At 55.9% G+C, this 17,328-nt stretch carries 8 protein-coding genes, 1 tRNA gene and 7 pseudogenes; 5 read left to right on the forward strand and 11 right to left on the reverse strand.

All coding sequences use genetic code 11. From position 1 onward, the window contains the following. The first annotated feature begins 1 nt into the window (after nt 1). Both NAV33_RS15810 and NAV33_RS15815 read left to right on the forward strand, forming a co-directional pair. Nucleotides 2–1,414, forward strand: a complete 1,413-nt coding sequence (locus NAV33_RS15810) for a Y-family DNA polymerase (RefSeq protein WP_255981748.1) — start codon at nt 2–4, stop codon at nt 1,412–1,414. Further along, nucleotides 1,411–4,494, forward strand: a complete 3,084-nt coding sequence (locus tag NAV33_RS15815) for an error-prone DNA polymerase (RefSeq protein ID WP_255981751.1) — start codon at nt 1,411–1,413, stop codon at nt 4,492–4,494. The genes NAV33_RS15810 and NAV33_RS15815 overlap by 4 nt, the downstream gene beginning before the upstream one ends. A gap of 108 nt (nt 4,495–4,602) precedes the next feature. On the opposite strand, the pseudogene NAV33_RS15820 reads toward NAV33_RS15815, so the two are convergent. Both NAV33_RS15820 and NAV33_RS15825 read right to left on the reverse strand, forming a co-directional pair. Beyond that, nucleotides 4,603–5,001 (reverse strand): annotated as a pseudogene (locus NAV33_RS15820) (ParB N-terminal domain-containing protein); the annotation flags it as partial. Then, nucleotides 5,001–5,307, reverse strand: a pseudogene (locus NAV33_RS15825) (chromosome partitioning protein ParB); the annotation flags it as partial. The pseudogenes NAV33_RS15820 and NAV33_RS15825, both read right to left, overlap by 1 nt. Here NAV33_RS15825 and NAV33_RS15830 point away from each other — a divergent pair. Then, nucleotides 5,306–5,464: pseudogene (locus NAV33_RS15830) on the forward strand (DUF2188 domain-containing protein); the annotation flags it as partial. The pseudogenes NAV33_RS15825 and NAV33_RS15830 sit on opposite strands and share 2 nt — an antisense overlap. Nucleotides 5,465–5,559: 95 nt before the next feature. On the opposite strand, the pseudogene NAV33_RS15835 reads toward NAV33_RS15830, so the two are convergent. Next, nucleotides 5,560–6,086, reverse strand: a pseudogene (locus NAV33_RS15835) (DUF4113 domain-containing protein); the annotation flags it as partial. A gap of 85 nt (nt 6,087–6,171) precedes the next feature. On the opposite strand from NAV33_RS15835, the pseudogene NAV33_RS15840 reads away from it, so the two are divergent. Together NAV33_RS15840 and NAV33_RS15845 are read left to right on the forward strand one after the other, a co-directional pair. Further along, a pseudogene (locus tag NAV33_RS15840) lies at nt 6,172–6,414 on the forward strand (DUF932 domain-containing protein); the annotation flags it as partial. A 77-nt stretch (nt 6,415–6,491) separates the two neighbouring features. Next, nucleotides 6,492–7,094, forward strand: a pseudogene (locus NAV33_RS15845) (YqaJ viral recombinase family protein). 388 nt (nt 7,095–7,482) lie between these two features. On the opposite strand, the gene NAV33_RS15850 reads toward NAV33_RS15845, so the two are convergent. From NAV33_RS15850 to ihfA, 8 genes and pseudogenes are all read right to left on the reverse strand, one after another. Beyond that, the gene (locus NAV33_RS15850; protein WP_255981756.1) at nt 7,483–8,361 is read right to left on the reverse strand and encodes a hypothetical protein; all 879 of its coding nucleotides are present in this window, start codon (nt 8,359–8,361) and stop codon (nt 7,483–7,485) included. Then, entirely contained in the window at nt 8,358–10,157 is a 1,800-nt protein-coding gene (locus NAV33_RS15855; RefSeq protein ID WP_255981758.1) for an AAA family ATPase, read from the reverse strand. Before NAV33_RS15855 ends, NAV33_RS15850 begins: the two co-directional genes overlap by 4 nt. Further along, nucleotides 10,150–12,063: a restriction endonuclease subunit S gene (locus tag NAV33_RS15860; protein WP_255981761.1), complete on the reverse strand. Its 1,914-nt coding sequence runs from the start codon at nt 12,061–12,063 to the stop codon at nt 10,150–10,152. The genes NAV33_RS15855 and NAV33_RS15860 overlap by 8 nt, the downstream gene beginning before the upstream one ends. A gap of 73 nt (nt 12,064–12,136) precedes the next feature. Next, a complete protein-coding gene (locus NAV33_RS15865; RefSeq protein ID WP_255981763.1) occupies nt 12,137–13,915 on the reverse strand; it encodes an N-6 DNA methylase in 1,779 nt (592 codons plus the stop codon). Between the two features lie 35 nt (nt 13,916–13,950). Further along, nucleotides 13,951–16,361 (reverse strand): annotated as a pseudogene (gene hsdR / locus NAV33_RS15870) (EcoAI/FtnUII family type I restriction enzme subunit R). Between the two features lie 168 nt (nt 16,362–16,529). Continuing rightward, a tRNA-Pro gene (locus NAV33_RS15875) sits at nt 16,530–16,606 on the reverse strand. Nucleotides 16,607–16,687: 81 nt separating this feature from the next. After that, entirely contained in the window at nt 16,688–17,044 is a 357-nt protein-coding gene (locus tag NAV33_RS15880; protein ID WP_255981765.1) for a MerR family transcriptional regulator, read from the reverse strand. Next, nucleotides 17,025–17,327 carry an integration host factor subunit alpha gene (gene ihfA, locus NAV33_RS15885; protein WP_003282572.1) on the reverse strand — a complete coding sequence of 101 codons (303 nt, stop codon included), beginning with the start codon at nt 17,325–17,327 and terminating at the stop codon, nt 17,025–17,027. The genes NAV33_RS15880 and ihfA overlap by 20 nt, the downstream gene beginning before the upstream one ends. Nucleotide 17,328 lies beyond the last annotated feature (1 nt).

The raw sequence follows: 17,328 nt of genomic DNA on the forward strand, positions 1-17,328 counted from the left end.
CATGCTTTGGGCCTGCATTCTGCTGCCGCAACTGGCCATGGATGGTGTGCTGCGCAGCCGCGCCGATGCCGAGGCGCCGCTAGCACTTTTGAGCGGCACGCCGCAGCGCCGCGTGCTGCAGGCGGTCAATCCAGCCGCGCGGGCTCTTGGTCTTAAGCCGGGGCAATCGCTAATCGCCGCCCAGGCGCTGACCCGCGACTTCGCTACTGCCGATTATGACCTCGCGGCAATCGAGCACTGGCAGAAATTTCTGGCCGCCTGGGGGTATGGCTTCAGTTCCCAAGTCAGCCTGCACTATCCGCGCTGCCTGCTGCTGGAAGTGCACTCCAGTCTCGGCCTATTCGGCCCTTGGCCTCGTTTGGAGGCACGTCTGCGCGAGGAGTTAGACGCGCTGGGCTTTCAACATCGTATTACCCTCGCGCCCAACCCAGCCGCCGCACGCGTCCTGGCCAACGTGCATGACGGCCTAGCCGTGATGGATACCGAGACGCTGCATCGCGTACTGAGCTCACTGCCGATAGAGCGTATCGGCCTGTCGCGTGAAGTGACGACCGCTTTTGTCCGCATGGGTCTTCGGACCTTAAAGCAGGTGCTCGCCCTGCCCCGCGATGGCCTGGCGCGGCGTTTTCCCGCAGAAGCGCTGAGGCATCTCGATACTCTGCTAGAACATCGTCCATTGGCGCTGGATTTCTACCGGCCACCAGACCGCTTCGATGCCCGAATCGAGCTGAACTTCGAGGTCGAGTCGCACCAGGCACTGCTGTTTCCGCTGCGCCGTCTGACCGCCGATTTCGCCGCCTACCTGGCCGGTCGCGACAGCGGTGTACAGCGTTTCACCTTGCATTTGGAGCACCGCAACCTGGCCGATAGCCAGGTGCCGGTCGGCCTGCTCAGCGCCGAGCGTGATCCAGCCATGCTGTTCGAACTGACTCGTGGCCGCCTGGAGCACTTGCAGCTGCCGGCGCCGGTACTGTCTGTGCGCCTGATTGCGCGCGAGCTGCCGACCTTCGTCCCACAGCACCGTGAGCTGTTCGACGAGCGTCCACAGCAGTCGCTGTCCTGGGAGCAGCTACGGGAGCGCCTGCGCGCCCGGCTGGGCGATGATGCCGTGCAGGGGCTCGGCGCCCGGGCCGATCATCGCCCCGAATGTGCGTGGCAGCCGCAGCATGCCTCTCAGAGCGAGCCTCCACCAACCACTGGCCTGCGCCCCGGCTGGTTGCTGGCAGAGTCGAAGCCGCTGCACGAAGCATCGCTGCGCATTCTGGCCGGCCCTGAGCGCATCGAATCTGGCTGGTGGGACGGCGGTGATGTTCGACGTGACTATTACCTGGTGGAAACTCGCGCAGGACAGCGTGGCTGGGCCTTCCGCCCCGTCACTGGAGGGCCGCTGCTGCTGCACGGCTGGTTCGCATGACAGCCGCCTATGTCGAACTGCATTGCCTGTCCAACTTCAGCTTCCAACGTGGCGCCTCCAGTGCCCGAGAATTATTCGAGCGCGCCGTCCGGCTTGGCTACCGAGCCCTTGCCATCACGGATGAATGCACCTTATCTGGCATCGTACGGGCGTGGCAGGCCTCGAAAGATGTTGGCCTGCCGTTGATTATCGGCAGCGAAATACAGATCGAAGGTGGACCAAAGCTGGTTCTGCTGGTGGAAGACCTGACCGGTTATGAGAACTTGTGCCGGCTGATCACCCGAGCCCGCCGCCGCGCCGAGAAAGGTCGTTATCAGCTTCTCTCTGAAGATTTGAGCGAACCGCTGGATGGACTACTGACTATCTGGATTGCCCGCCAGCCCGATGCTGACGACGAGGGTCGCTGGCTACACGAACGATTTCCAAAGCGCCTCTGGCTGGGTATCGAGCTGCATCGTGGGCCAGACGATGCGCTGCGCCTGCGTCAGTGGCAGGCACTGGCCGCGCGTCTGAACATACCCGCAGTGGCCTGCGGCGACGTGCATATGCACGCCCGCGGTCGCCGCGCGCTGCAGGACTGTATGACTGCGATTCGCCATCACCTGCCGGTGGCGGAGGCCGGACGTTATCTGTTTTCTAGCGGGGAACGTCATCTACGCCGACGCGAGGAACTGGCCGAACTGTATCCACAGGCCCTGCTCGACGAGACATTGCGCATCGCCGCGCGCTGTACCTTCAACCTCGGCCAGTTGCGCTATCAGTACCCCCATGAATTGGTGCCCGCCGGGCACGACGCCACTTCCTGGCTGCGCACGCTGGTCGAACAGGGCGCATGCTGGCGCTGGCCGAACGGCGTGCCGACCGAAGCTCAGAAGCGGATCGAGCACGAACTGAAATTGATCGTCGAGCTGGAATACGAGAGCTACTTCCTGACCGTCCACGACATCGTCCGCTGGGCCCGCGACGAGCACATTCTCTGCCAGGGACGCGGCTCGGCTGCCAATTCCACGGTGTGCTTCGCGCTAGGCATCACTGAACTCGACCCTATGCGCAAAGGAAGCCGGCTGCTGTTCGAACGCTTCCTCTCCCGCGAACGCAACGAGCCGCCGGACATCGATGTCGACTTCGAGCACGAGCGTCGCGAGGAGGTTATTCAGTACGTGTTTCGCCGCTATGGCCGTGATCGAGCCGCGCTGACTGCCGTGGCTAGTACTTATCACGCCACCGGTGCCTTACGTGACGTAGCCAAGGCGCTCAGCCTACCTCCGGACCAAGTCAATGCACTGGCCGATTGTTGTGGACGCTGGAGCGACAGGATTCCCGACGACGAGCGATTGCGCGAAGCCGGTTTCGATCCTGACAGTCCGGTGTTACGCCGGGTATTGGTGTTGACTGGCGAATTGATCGGCTTTCCCCGTCACCTGTCCCAGCATCCCGGCGGCTTCGTCATCTCCGAGCATTCGCTGGAAACCCTGGTGCCTGTGGAAAACGCCAGCATGGCCGAGCGCACCGTGATCCAGTGGGACAAGGACGATCTCGACGTTGTCGGTTTGCTCAAGGTCGATGTGCTCGCTCTCGGCATGCTCAGTGCGCTACGCCGCTGTTTCAACCTGATCGAACACTATCGCGGCACGCAATGGACCATCGCGACCCTGCCGCAGGATGACCGGCCCACCTATGAAATGATCAGCCGCGCCGACACTGTCGGCGTGTTCCAGATCGAATCGCGAGCACAGATGGCCATGTTGCCGCGCCTGCGCCCCAAGGAGTTCTACGATCTGGTGATCCAAGTTGCCATCGTGCGCCCGGGCCCGATCCAAGGCGACATGGTTCACCCCTATCTGCGCCGACGTAATCGTGAAGAGCCAGTCGACTATCCGTCAGATGAATTGATCCCCGTCTTCGAGCGCACTCTTGGTGTGCCGCTTTTTCAGGAACAGGTGATGGAGCTGGCGATCGTTGCCGCCGAGTACACGCCCGGCGAAGCCGACGAACTGCGTCGATCCATGGCCGCCTGGAAGCGTCATGGTGGCCTGGAACCCCACCGCCACCGACTTACCGAACGCATGCTCGCCAAGGGATACGAGGCGGACTTCATCGCACGCATCTTCGAGCAGATCAAAGGGTTCGGCAGCTACGGTTTTCCCGAATCCCATGCCGCCAGCTTCGCCCTGCTCACCTACGCCAGTTGCTGGCTGAAATGCCACGAGCCGGCCGCCTTTGCCTGCGCCCTGATCAACAGCTGGCCGATGGGCTTTTACAACCCCGATCAGATTCTTCAGGACGCCCGCCGCCACGGCTTGGAGATTCGTCCGGTGGATGTCCGCCACAGCGCTTGGGACTGCAGCCTGGAGCCAAACGGCAAGGAACAGCCGGCGATCCGCCTGGGTATGCGTATGGTGCGCGGCTTTCGCGAAGAGGATGCGCGACGCATCGAGACGGCTCGTCAGGTTTGCTCATTCACTGACGTCAGTGATCTATGCATGCGCGCTGGATTGGACGCTCGTGCTCGTGAACGACTGGCCGACGCCGGCGCCTTGCGCGGTCTTGCCGGTCACCGCCATCGAGCGCGCTGGGCGGTGGCTGGAATCGAACCACAAATGCCGCTATTCGTTGGCCAGTTCGAGCAACAGGAAGCACCTGTAGCTCTGCCATTCCCCACGGCCGGTGAAGATCTACTGACCGACTACGCCACACTCGGCACAACGCTGGGCCCGCACCCGCTGGCGCTGCTACGCGATCAGCTGAGAACACGGCGCTGTCGCAGCTCGCGTGAACTGGCCGGTGTCGAGCACGGCCGCCCGGTCAGCGTTGTCGGTTTGGTCATTGGCCGCCAACGCCCACAAACCGCCAGCGGAGTGATTTTCGTCACCCTCGAAGACGAATTCGGGATGATCAATGTGGTGGTCTGGCGCGACCTCGCCGAGCGTCAGCGACGGGTATTGATCCAGTCGCAGATGTTGCGAATCGATGGCCACCTGGAGTCAGCCAGCGGCGTACGCCACGTCCTCGCCGGTCGCCTGAGCGACCTCACGCCACTGCTAATAGGGCTGGATATACGCAGTCGAGATTTTCAGTGATACGGAGGTGTAAGGATACGCCGTATTAAACCTGTTCAAGTTGTGCGTCGGCGCGCCGAGCGTTGAAAGACACAATCGAAAAAATGGTTCAGTTGACGAAAACAAAACGAGCACACGTGCGACTAGTGCGGGATCGATCCCTTTCTTCAGAGCAGCAAGTATCATCTTGTGCTCTTGAATCGGGGTTAATCGATTGATCTGACGGTTGTAGGTAAAGCCTTCGTCATCGGTGGATATCAGGCACAGCGCTTCTACCCCGCCCAGCTCCTTTAGCGCCTCCAATCGAAGAAGCCCATCGAGCAATACGTAGGAAGCTACGCTGTGTTCGGCAACCGGCTGCGGGTGCACTGCCAACGGCTCGACGACACCAAGCTCGCGGATTGAGCTAAGAATGGACGCGTACTTCTTACTGCCATGGATACCCTTGTCTATTTGGCGTGTCGATAGGATGCGATCCAAAAGAATCGCAACAACCTGCTGTTCAAATGCTTGCTTTACCTGTCCCATCAAATTGCCTCGCCGTTGATACGGTCGGCTAGAGGCCGAGGCATATCCTGAATATCTTGGTTGCGTAGCAGCGCGGCGAAATAGTCATCGGCCAGAAGCTTTCTCACCGCCGTAACGATGATCAGCAAGCGCTGCTCGTTTATGTCAGCTTTTTTGATCATTACCTTTTGGCGTCGGACTTCTGCCTGATAAGTGTTGGAGCAATTTCTGGGGAGTGGTGGGTCGATCGGCATGAGCTCGTTGCCCGTACCGTTTGCCGAGTGCGTTGCGCCTGTCGATGAGCCGACGGACCTTGATCAGCTGCTCATCCAAGACAGCCAGCACGAAGGATGAGTTGCTCAAGATCACCGGTACCTTTATAGAGGGCAAAAAGGCATCGGTGAAAATCCACAAAAAGGACGGGGTCCTCCACGAAGAGCGGACCTATCCTCGTGCAGCGGACCCTCGCGAGACTAAAGGTTGAGCAAAAACGTTCCGCCAAAAGTATCCCGCACGGACGAAATCGAGCCACCCCAAGCACACCACCGCGCATGCTCAGTGAGCGCAGCACGAGCAAGCTTATTTACACTGCACTAGCCAGAGCCGATCGATCTGTGTCGTAAAGCTCTGGCTCATCATGTCCCGTCGCATGCTAAGTCTGGCGTTATGGGCACGCGGCCCGGCCTGAGGGTATTGCGTTCCCACTTTGCGTTGATTGCGTCCAGCACGCCCATGACCCAAAGCGGCGGGTTGAAAAGATCGTCGGTGTATTCGCCGCGCTGCCTGAGGTCCATCAGCAGCAACTCGGCCTTGCTGAACTAAAGCTCTCTCGATACACATGGTCCAGCCAGCAATGGCTGCACGGGTAATGTATCTGGTGTCGTCCGTTGGATAACGCAGTTCACAGACCACCCCCTTGGCAAACTTGGGCTTATTAAAGGATTGAACATGCCGGTGCGGATGCTCACACGCACGCGTTTGCACATGGATTGCTGCGCCCGTAGTTTCTCAGCAGCTCGGGCGGCATACGCTGCCACAGACTCCAATAACCTCCGCCTCGCTTGCGGTAACCGCTTCAACCTTCCCGTCTGATCCGGCTCCGCTAGTCCTATCTCAACCCAACTTTTCCGATCGGTGTGCTGCGCGTTGCGCAGCGCTTTATGCCGACTCGCACCCAAAGAAAACGCTCACATGGCACATCTCATCGAAACAATGGCCTACGCCGGCGCAGCACCTTGGCATGGCCTGGGTAATCGCTTATCTCAGAAACAACCCATCGAAGTCTGGCAGCGTGAAGCCGATATGGACTGGGACATCCAGGAAAGCCCGGTGCACTTTAAATCTGGTGCGGCTGGACATCTTGGCGCGATCCATTCATTCCCCCAACAAAAGGTGCTCTTCCGCTCCGATACTAAAGCGCCGCTTTCGGTAGTAAGGAATTACCCCGCGAACACTGGCTCCAAATCCGCAAGCAGGGCATCCGCAGTTCAGACGCCGCAGCCGCGGTAGGCCTGAATCCCTACAAATCACAGCTGGATCTGTGGATGGAAAAGACCGGAAGGAACTCCATGTTGCCGTAGGCCGATCCAGATGATGAAGAGTCGCCAATGTATTGGGGCAAAGTCCTGAAACCCATCGTGGCCTGGCATTACAGCAAGCGCACCAAGATAAGGTCCGTCGTATCAATGCCGTGCTGCAGCACCCCGATACTGATTGTCTTGGATGCTAGCCAATATAGATCGGGGGTAATCGGCGCTGAGGATGTGCAGATCCTCGAATGCAAAACAGCCGGCATAAACGGAGCACGCCTCTGGAACGAAGGCGTGCCTAAGTATGTGCAATTGCAGGTAATGCACCAGCTAGCAGTGACCGGAAGCAGACTGCGAATGTTGCAGTGGTGCTCCGGTGGTCAGCACCTGAAGATCCATCGCATCGAGCGTGACGAATGCATGATTGCACGCTTGATCGAGCTGGAGCGCAAGTTCTGGCAGCACGTCGAATCTGATACGCTGCCACCATCCGGCGGCACTGCATCTGCTGAAACCACCCTGCTGTGTTTGTTCCCAACGGATTCGGGAGCGACCGTGGAGTTCAGCGGTCATGCTGGATGTTAGCGGCTTACATCGAACTCAAGGCCCTGCGTCAGTCGATCTCCGACAAGGAAAATCGCGAAGCCCAGCTCAAGCAAATGCTGCAGCAAGCCATGGGCGCTGTCGAGCGGAGTTCACTAATCGCTATATCAATTGGCGAAAGGCCAAGGACAGCGTCGGCTTTGATGTGACCCGATTACTAAGTGAAAGGCCGCATCTGCAGGCCAATTCACGCTGACTAAGCCCGGCGCTCGACGCTTCCTGGTCAGCTAATTCTCTTTCCTTAAACCCTTCCCCTTGGTCAGCCCATGCAGTTCGCGCTGCGTGGCTGTGCCTTTTTCCATTCAAGAGAACCAATATGCTTAATGGTCTGGCTAACCCGTACGCTAAATCCAGGCAAGTTCCTGCAGACCTAGCTTACCAGCTTAGAAAGAAGCGGATCGTTTCGAAAAAGCACGCACCAGCGAGCAACGGCCGACAACTCAGCAGTACGGTCAGTCATTTCTCGAATGCGGCTGCGCACTGCCAGAAGACTGGCTTTAGCAGCTGGATTATTACCACCACAGCGGGCTTTAGCCGCCTTGAAGTCTTCGATTAGACCATCCACTTTCTGCCAAACTTTTCTACGTTCCTCCGCCAGGGGCACATGATCATTCAGCTTCAGGCGACTAACTGTTTCTTGAACACGCTTTTGATCCCACTCGGATGAACCAGGCATAGGGATAACTTTTCCCTCTTCATCGAAGGCGATCAGATCCACATCGTCGTCGTCGATAGGATCGAGCAGGTAGCGAGTTTCCGATTCCTCACATTGATCAGCGAAGGATGAACACAGCGATCCATCCCTGAGCGGAAACCAGCCACCTTTCTTGCGGTTACCTACATTGCCGCAAGCACGGAAGTTCATGTATTCAAAGGCCAGCCACCAGTAGCCATCGCGCACTGTGGTATCTAACGCCTTGGCCTCCTTTTTAGGCCGAAAGTGCTCAACGTCATAGTGCGAATACAGTTCACGAACTTCCGAAAACCAACACTTACCTGCCGACAATGCTAAAAGCCAATCTTTCAATGCCCCCCAGTGCCCACTATTCGCGTCTATTAGAGCATTTCGCTCTTCACGTTTACCTGCTGAATCCAGCGCTGCCAACTCAGCAACCAACTGTTTTGACTTGGCCAACCATGCATCCCACTTTTCCTGCGTCCAGGGCACCCACTGCTGGCTTGTAGCGGCTGGGTCCCAATTCGGGATACTTGCAGTCGGCAACTTTCCGTTAAGGTCGATCCAAATCACCGGGACGCCTCCTCGCGCAAAATCTCGTCAATGATCGAATCAGCAATCGCGTCTTGCTCAACCTGCTCTTCCGGTGTTAACACCGGTTTCCGGAAACGACGATGTTGCGCCATCTTGCGAACGAATAACGCATAATCCGGATCACGGAAATCAGCAGTGGAAAAGCCCAAATCGGCTAGCTCGGCGGACAACCGGCTCAACTCAGCTTCTTCCGCCGGTGTACGTGGTGACTTCACAAATAGCTCATTACGGCGGAACAGGCGACGCTCGGTTTCAATGTCCAGCGTGGACGACAAACCAAATAGCTCGCTTTTTAGCAGCCCGGTCACGCCCATGCCTTGTGGGTGTTCATCAGGGATATCCACCACTGTGCGACTAGGATCGCGGCGCAGGATGTGCACCTGCTCACGTTTGAGGCTCCCCACCATCATCGGGTCGTGTGTAGTGATGAGGATTTGCGATTCGCCCTGCACCAATGCTCCGTCGTCCGATGTCAGCACGCCTTCTATGTCGTCGAAATAGCGCAGCTTCCAGATCGGGTTCAAGTGGGTATCCGGCTCGTCGAGCAGGAACAGGCAGTGGTCTTCGCGGGTGATCCGCATCAGCCCCAGCACTGTGAGCATCTGCAGCTCGCCCTCGGAAAGCTGAGTAAAGCTCACCTTGCCGCCATGCTCATCACGTTTCTTGACGGTGATGCGCACTTCGTCGATCAGGTCGCCGATATAGGCACCTTCGGCATAGCGGAAGAAACTGTCGGTGCCGCCCACCAACTCGCCAAGTTGTTTGAGTTTGTCCTGACTGGGTACGAACAGATAAAGCTGCTTCTGTTTTTCTGTACGACCGCGGAAGTCGATTTGCTTGGTGGCCTCTTGCTCGATCGGTGCCCAAGCCACTTGCCAGAGATTGTCGAGAAACTCGCTCACCACATTGCCCCGCGCATACCAAAAACGCGGATCACCTTCGTTCAGTTCCTGCTCGTCGAACTTGCCACCCCGGCGCTTTTCACGCAGGCGGTGTGGCTCTTTCAAAACAAACAACGCGGACTCCAGCGACTCGATATGCAGGTTCTTCAACACCTTCTGAAAGACGGGGTCGTCAGACAGCAAACATGCCAACAAAACCAACTGGCTGTGTCCACCCCGGCAGTAGAACAGGCGGCGCAGGCGATCGTCGCCAGCTTGCTTCATCCGCGACTCACGGCGGCGCTTGGCCGCTTCTACGGAGCGAATATCAGCTTCGGAGCCCGTAAAATTCTCCAGTAAGTTCTCCGAAAGCACCTCGTCAGTCGTGATTTCCTGGCGCTGGTTGAAGCGGCGCTGATGCTCCTGGAACAATACCTCGATGCGCTCATTACGCCCGGAGTAGTAGGCAAAGATATGTGTAGGCAGCAGGCGGGGGCCACGTCGATGGTCAGGTGATTCTTTGCCCGGTGGATCGTTCTTTATCAGGTACTCTTGACTAACACGGTCACCATCCACCCATACAAAAGGACGCTTCTGTTTGGCGGTGTCCGCTTCAATGCGTACCGCGTGGCCGCGGATGCTGTACTCCAGCGTGTAATCAAAAGCTGCTTCGCGGTCCAAATCGACATCCCGGAAGATGGTGATCAGCGCTTCGATCAGGTTGGACTTACCAATGCCGTTCTGGCCAATTAGGGCATGACTGCGGATGGGCTTAGGTTCTGCATCCGCTGGAGCACCCGCTGCAGGCTGCAAGTGCGTGTCGAATGCAATCTCAAGGCCTCGCAAATTGCGAAAAGCCGGAATGCGGATTCGCTGTAGTTGCATATCAGGCATTCACCATGCTTGGCTGCTTTTCGTGCACTTCGGCCACGGTGGGCTCCAAAATCCAGCCGTGCGCTACTTCGGTTTTCAGCTGCGCGTAAAAAACGTCGATCTCACCGCCAAAGCGCTGCCATAGGTCCTTGGCGCTCATCTGGCCGTTGTTTCGGGCCAGGATAGTGGCTAACGACGCTTGGTCTTTGACTGCAGGGGACACACCCAAGCGCAACGGGGCGATCAAATCAGTTTGCGGGGCCTTCATGGGTTCCTCTTTATGTTCGTTAGCGATACCGGTAATACTTGAAACGGTAGCTCTAGCAAGTTTCTCCGCAAGATTTTTGCCGGTGAGCAGTTTTGATTCGAGGGAATCGCACAATGCCATCAACTCATTAACCCTGACGACGATTCGAGCTTGCTCCATCGTCGTAGGCAATGGCATTGCATGTAACGCGAAGTAACCTGTTGGAAGTCGCTTTTGCCCTGCTGTACCAACCATGTTTATCTCACCATGAAAACGAAACAACGGTGATTTAAGAAACAAATAAACAAAGCCAGGTAATACACCGGGGTGAATTGAACGGAAAACGTGAAACTCTGTAGACCCTGATCCTACACCATTATTTAACTCTCTAATGACAGCAGCTTTTCCATTTTCAAAACAAGGAGTAATTTTGGCTAAGATAACGTCTCCGTTGGAGATATGGGTGTAACCCTTGTTAATGTCGCCCCAAAGCCTTGGCTCTCCACGAAGTGGAGCATTGTGTCGCTCCGAAACGCCTCTCATAGGTAAAAAGGTAGCGGTCAAACCGGCTGCGGCGTTATTACGTGGATTGATTTCACCCAAATCAAGCAGACGACTCCATTGCCAGGTTGAAGGTAGGCCTATCTCCGGGGGAGACAATGGTTCAGACTCCAATTTTAGCGCGCGTTTATATTTTTTCTCCGCTATTAATTTCTGACGCGCACTCGAAATTTCGGCTAGAAGCCCTTTCGCATTACCTTCCGCAGAATCTTGAACCACCAAGCGACCCGTAACAGCCAATTGGTAAATCACTTCGCGCAACCCAGCCACATCCTCCGGCACATGAAACAGCCGCCCGAAGTTCTCAGCCAAGCGCGCCCAGCTGATTTGCAGTTCGTGAGGACTGTTGGCGCTGGCGACGGCTTGCAACATCGATTCACGGAGGTCGTTTTGCAGCTTCCGTCGGGCCTGCTGCTGCGCTTCCAGCCAGTCGCACAAGGCCATCAGCTCATCAACTTTGGCTACGATGCGGGATTGTTCCGCAGACGGTGGCAGAGGTAACGCACGGGTCGCAAAGTACTCCGTTGGCAATCGTCTCTGACCTGCGGTACCGGTCATATTCTTCTCGCCTTCAACAGCGAAATATGGCGACCTCAGAAACAAGTAGATGTACCCCGGCAGTATGCCAGCGTGGATCGGTCTGAATACGTGAAGCTCGGTCGTACCGGCACCGATGCTGTGCTGCAATCCTGTAATAACGGCGGCCTTACCGTTCTCAAAACATGGTGTGATCTTGGCAATAACGACGTCGCCATTTCTGAAGTGTGGAAACCCCTTCTTTATACTTCCCCACTTCGCAGTCTCAGGCACCAGTGCCCCCATATGGGCCTCAGAGAAACCTCTCATCGGTATAAAGGAAGCAGCGGCCTCATCGGGCGCATCGTTTCTCGGGCTAATCTCGCCAATATCAAGAAGACGCGTCCAACACCATGAATCAGGAAGCTGTATAGATGATGGAATATCGAGACCTGCGCCCTCTAGCTTTGGCAGGCGCTTGTAGGCTTTCTCGCAAATCAACCGATCCCGTAATATCGTAATGTCAGCCAGTAGTTGGCGAGCGTCACCATCGATGCCGTGCTGAGGCGTCAATGCGCCTGTAATTGCCAATTGGTAAACCATTTCACGGAGCTGTTGGATGCCCCCGGCGCATTCACAATATGCCCAAACTCAGCCAAAAACTGCTCCGCGTCCATCAGGCTTCCTCACCGACGAAGTGATGGGCCAGTGCGGCCCCTAATTCGCTTTTGAGCTGGTTTTCGGTTTCTTCGATTTCGCCCAACAGCTTTTTGTATTTTTCCAACAGCAGGTCAGGATCGTGGGTTTCTTCTTGCGGCTTGTTTGGATTTGGCTCATCAAGATTGAAGATAGGCCAATAGATGCGATCACCTGTAACCTTCGCATCGCGGGCTTGCAGGCGCAGCGGTTCGGCTTTAGCACGCAATCCTGCGATCTGATTATCGATCTTCTCGCGGTAGGCCGCATCAGTGCTGCCGATCAAGCTCCGGCGCAAATCGCTGGCTTCGTTTTCCAACTCGGCGGCCCGGTTATTCAGGTCGTCAGCGCGATGCCAGTACGGTTGCGCTGCAGCTTCGGCCTGCTCGCGCTTAGCTTTGAAATCAACCTTCCACGCAAATTCGTTTTCTACACGATCAGCAAAGTCATTGACTTCATCGCCCCACCACTCCTGTTCGACTTTGAACTCTTTAAACTGAATGGGCTTGGTTTTAGAATAGCTCTTATAGCCATTCGGATAAGGGTGCTCATAGAACCAAATCGTGTCGGTGTGGAAGTGCTCAGTGCCGTCATCCACCGTGGTGCCTTTGGTGAAGAACAGCAGGTTGGTTTTGATAGTGGTGTAGGGAGCAAACACCCCCTTAGGCAAACGGATGATGGTGTGCAGATTGCAGTCGCGCAAAAGAAGTTTTTTCAACTCATCCTTAACACCAGTGCCAAACAAAAAACCATCGGGTAGCACCACGGCGGCACGGCCATTTTCCTTCAAAAGTTTTTTGATGATGAGGGCCATGAACATATCGGCTGTCTCGCGGGTACGCAGATCAGCCGGGTAGTCACTGCCGACGCCATCCTCTTCATAACCACCAAAGGGTGGGTTGGTAATGATGCAATCGACCTTGTCGTTAGCGCTCCACTCGTTCCAGCCGATTCCGAGGGTGTTCCGGTGCTCAATCTGACTCGGTACATCAATTCCGTGCAACAGCATATTGGTGGTGCACAGCAGATGGGGCAGCTGCTTTTTTTCGATGCCGTGGATGAGCTCTTCAATGGCGCGTTTATCTTCAGCGCTGGATTTGATTGTGAGCTGATTGCGGAAGTGATCGATGACGGCGGTCAAGAAGCCGCCTGTGCCGCAAGCTGGATCCATCACGGCTTCGCGCTTGTCCAAACGCGGGTTGACGCGATCTGCCATGAAGGAGGTGATTGCGCGCGGTGTGTAGAACTCGCCCGCATTGCCGGCACCGCGCAGATCATTCAGCAGTTGTTCATAGACGTCGCCCAGCTGGGCGCGCTGTGTGAAGTCGTCAAAGTGGATCGCTTCTTCCAACTTTTCGATCACAGCAAGCAGCTGAGGACCGGATTTCATGTAATTGTTGGCGTCTTCAAAAACCTGTTTGATGACTTTGTGCTGCGGACTTTTACTCGCATCGATTTGGTCTTTGAGGGCTGGGAACAATTCGTTATTGATGAATGCGATAAGCTCGCTGCCAGCGATTTGCGGTTTCTTCTTGCCTTCGGCATCGGGCAAATATTTTGCCCAATTACGCCAGCGAAAACGCTCTGGAATAGGAGACTGATATTGAGCGTTATCGTCTTCCCACTCGTCTTCGCGCTGGTCGAAGACCTTGAGAAAGAGCATCCAGGTAAGCTGTCCCAAGCGCTGGGCGTCACCGTCGACACCGTCATCCTTGCGCATGATGTCCTGGATGGACTTGATGGTACTGCTGAGGTTCATCGATTGACTCTCTTATCTTTCAGCTTGATGCGTGATCAAGTCTGCTTCTGTTCGAAATTGTCGTAGAGCGCTTTTTCGAGCTCATGCACAGCCTGGGTGTATTGCTCGACGCCACCAAAAATGCCGCGCCGGATTTGCGTTTTGCTGCCGAACTGGTCGAAGGGCGGAAGCTCCAGCACCTTGGCGTCTTCGATATCATGCACACCATGATCGGCGAACTTGTCGAGCAGGGCTTCAAGCACCCCGCGGGCTTGTTCACCGTATTTTGCAAAAACGTTGCGCTTTTTCACGTTATTGACGCGCTCGCGGCGCGTGAGCGGCTTTTGGTCAAAGGCAACATGAGTAACTAGATCGAAGACATCCAGTTCACTGCCGTTGGTTACAGTCTGCTGCAGGATTTCCAGCGGGATACCATGTTCGGCAAGCTCTTCCAGCACCGCTTGTTTGCGCTCCGCACTACTCCAACGTCGCAGAAAGTCGGTGAGAGTACCGAACTCAGCCTGCAAGACCTTTCTGATGTCGTTCTTGAGTAGAACGCGATAATTCTCGGTGACGAGCTTGCCGTCGACATCGAGATATTGCGCGCGCTCCACCGCCAAGCTCACGTTGACATCGCCAATCACGTATTTGACGCGGCCATCGCCACCACCGCGACCGGGCGGTACATCGTCACCTGGGCCATAGAGAGACGGTTCAGCCTCACCTATATCAGGTGGGTTGCTGTGATCTGGCGGTACCACGGGATCGTCGGGCCCAGGCTCGTATATCACTACCGGTTCACCATCAAAATCCGGGTCCGCGAACAAGCGCGTTGCACCTTTGAAATCCAAGATAGTGAAATACAGCTTCTGGTAGTCCTCACGTAGACGAGTACCTCGGCCAATGATCTGCTTGAACTCACTCATCGAGTTAATGTTCTGATCCAGCACAATGAGCTTGCAGGTCTTGGCGTCTACCCCGGTGGTGAGCAACTTGGATGTGGTGGCGATATCGGGGTATGGCTCGTCATTATCAATGAAGTACGACAGCTGGGCTTTTCCTTCGTTGTCATCCCCAGTGATACGCATCACGTAACGGCGGTTGTTGGCGGCGGCTGGAATCAGCTTGACCAACTCTTGCCGCATTCGCTCGGCGTGGTCCTGGTCGTCACAGAAAACAATAGTCTTGGCCATCGGGTCGGTGGCCTTGAGATATTCCCAGACCTTGCTGGCAACGAGCTTGGTGCGCTTTTCCAGCACCAGATTACGGTCGAAATCCTTCGTATTGTACTGCCGCTGCTCCACTACTTGGCCAAGCTTGTCGACCTTGCCTTTTTCCGGGACGTAGCCCACAGCGTCGACATCGGTAGCAACACGGATAACTTTGTAGGGCGCGAGAAAGCCGTCATCAATGCCCTGCTTAAGCGAGTAGGTGTAGACCGGGTCACGAAGTAGGTGATGTTACTCACCTCCTTGGTTTCCTTCGGTGTTGCGGTGAGACCCAGATGCGTAGCACTACTGAAGTAGTCGAGCACGTCACGCCAAGCAGAGTCATCGGCGGCACTGCCGCGGTGACACTCGTCGATCACCACCAAATCAAAAAAGGCTGCCGGGAACTGGCGGTGGATCTGCTTCCATTCTTCCCTGCCCGTGACTGCCTGGTACAAGGCTAGATAAATCTCATAGTTCTTTTTGTTTTCGCGGTTAGCGACCTTATGCATTACCTCGCCAAATGGGGCGAAGTCTTGCTGCATGGTCCGGTCTACCAGGATGTTGCGGTCGGCCAAAAACAAAATGCGCTTCTTGGATTTAGCTTTCCACAGCCGCCAGATGATCTGGAAGGCGGTGTAAGTTTTGCCGGTACCAGTGGCCATGACCAACAACACGCGTTGCTGGCCTTTGGCAATTGCTTCGACGGCACGGTTAATGGCCACTCGCTGGTAATATCGCGGTTGGCGACCGCTACCGTCAGTGAAAAAAGGCTGTTCGATGAGTTTGACGGCTTCAGGGGCAGCTAATCCTTTCCATTGCTGGTAAAGCGGCCACAAATAATCTAACGAAGGGAATTCGCTGAGCTGCTGCTCGCGCTCGACAGGCAGTGTGAGACCGGTACGGTCGTGAATTAGAAAGCCATCGCCATTACTGCTGATGGCAAAAGGAGCATCCAGCATCTCTGCATAGGCTAACGCCTGCTGCATGCCATGTCCGACCGAGAACTTGGCTTGCTTGGCTTCGATTACAGCAATCGGGATATCAGGGCGAGCGTAGAGCACGAAATCGGCACGCTTGGGACCACCTCTGGCTTTGGGATTCTTAATACGAGCCGCAAGCTGGCCGCGCACCATCACGCGACCATCCGTGAGGCTAACCTCTTCACGAAACTGGTGCAGCTGCCACCCTGCCTGCTGGATGGCCGGCGTGATGAGCTTCGTGCAGATGTCACGCTCCGAAAATTGCGTCTTATCCATGAAGCCCGCCCCAAAGAGCCCATCATCCGTTTACTCGAGACTATCGTGCAGCCAATCTCAATTGGCAACCAATTGGCAACCAGGCTGAACATTTTCTGGTCACAACCAAAAACAAACGGGCATAAAAAAATCCAGCCACGTTAAGTGGCTGGATTTTCTAGGGATTTTTGGTCGGGACGGAGTGATTCGAACACTCGACCCCTTGCACCCCATGCAAGTGCGCTACCAGGCTGCGCTACGCCCCGACGATGCTTTCGTTACCTCCGAAAGCGGATCGCACTATACATTAAGCATCTGAATAGGTGAAAGTTTTTTGTGCGTTGCGCTCAATTCCTGAGTACGTGAAGGACATCTTCTAGCTCAGTGATCATCTGCCGGATTAGCTGCTTGTATTGCGTTGTATCGTCCCGGGCTTCGTCGCCGGACATACGCTGCCGAGCTCCGCCAATAGTAAAGCCTTGCTCGTATAGCAGAGAACGAATCTGCCGGATCATCAGAACATCTTGCCGCTGGTAGTAGCGTCGGTTGCCGCGACGCTTCACAGGGTTCAGTTGGGGAAATTCCTGCTCCCAATAGCGCAGCACGTGCGGTTTGACGGCACAGAGCTCGCTGACCTCACCAATAGTGAAGTAGCGTTTGCCAGGAATCGATGGCAGTTCGTCGTTATGACTTGGTTCCAGCATAGGCTTCGACTCTGGCTTTTAATTTTTGCCCTGGCCGGAATGTCACGACGCGACGCGCCGTGATCGGGATTTCCTCACCGGTTTTCGGATTACGCCCTGGGCGCTGTCGCTTGTCGCGCAAATCGAAGTTGCCGAAACCGGACAACTTCACTTGCTCGTTATGCTCAAGCGCCTGACGAATCTCCTCGAAAAACAGCTCGACCAACTCCTTGGCCTCGCGCTTATTCAAGCCTAGCTCTTCATATAGACGTTCCGCCATTTCAGCTTTCGTCAGAGCCCCCATA

This window comes from Stutzerimonas stutzeri (genome assembly GCF_024448715.1).
GTDB classification, from domain to species: domain Bacteria; phylum Pseudomonadota; class Gammaproteobacteria; order Pseudomonadales; family Pseudomonadaceae; genus Stutzerimonas; species Stutzerimonas stutzeri_AR.

Bases quoted from the DNA above. Each gene is read 5' to 3' on its own strand.
- NAV33_RS15810 (WP_255981748.1), top strand. From the start codon at position 2: ATGCTTTGGGCCTGCATTCTGCTGCCGCAACTGGCCATGGATGGTGTG.
- NAV33_RS15815 (WP_255981751.1), top strand. From the start codon at position 1,411: ATGACAGCCGCCTATGTCGAACTGCATTGCCTGTCCAACTTCAGCTTC.
- NAV33_RS15855 (WP_255981758.1), bottom strand. From the start codon at position 10,157: ATGCCTGATATGCAACTACAGCGAATCCGCATTCCGGCTTTTCGCAAT.
- NAV33_RS15860 (WP_255981761.1), bottom strand. From the start codon at position 12,063: ATGGTTTACCAATTGGCAATTACAGGCGCATTGACGCCTCAGCACGGC.
- NAV33_RS15865 (WP_255981763.1), bottom strand. From the start codon at position 13,915: ATGAACCTCAGCAGTACCATCAAGTCCATCCAGGACATCATGCGCAAG.
- NAV33_RS15880 (WP_255981765.1), bottom strand. From the start codon at position 17,044: ATGCTGGAACCAAGTCATAACGACGAACTGCCATCGATTCCTGGCAAA.
- ihfA (WP_003282572.1), bottom strand. From the start codon at position 17,327: ATGGGGGCTCTGACGAAAGCTGAAATGGCGGAACGTCTATATGAAGAG.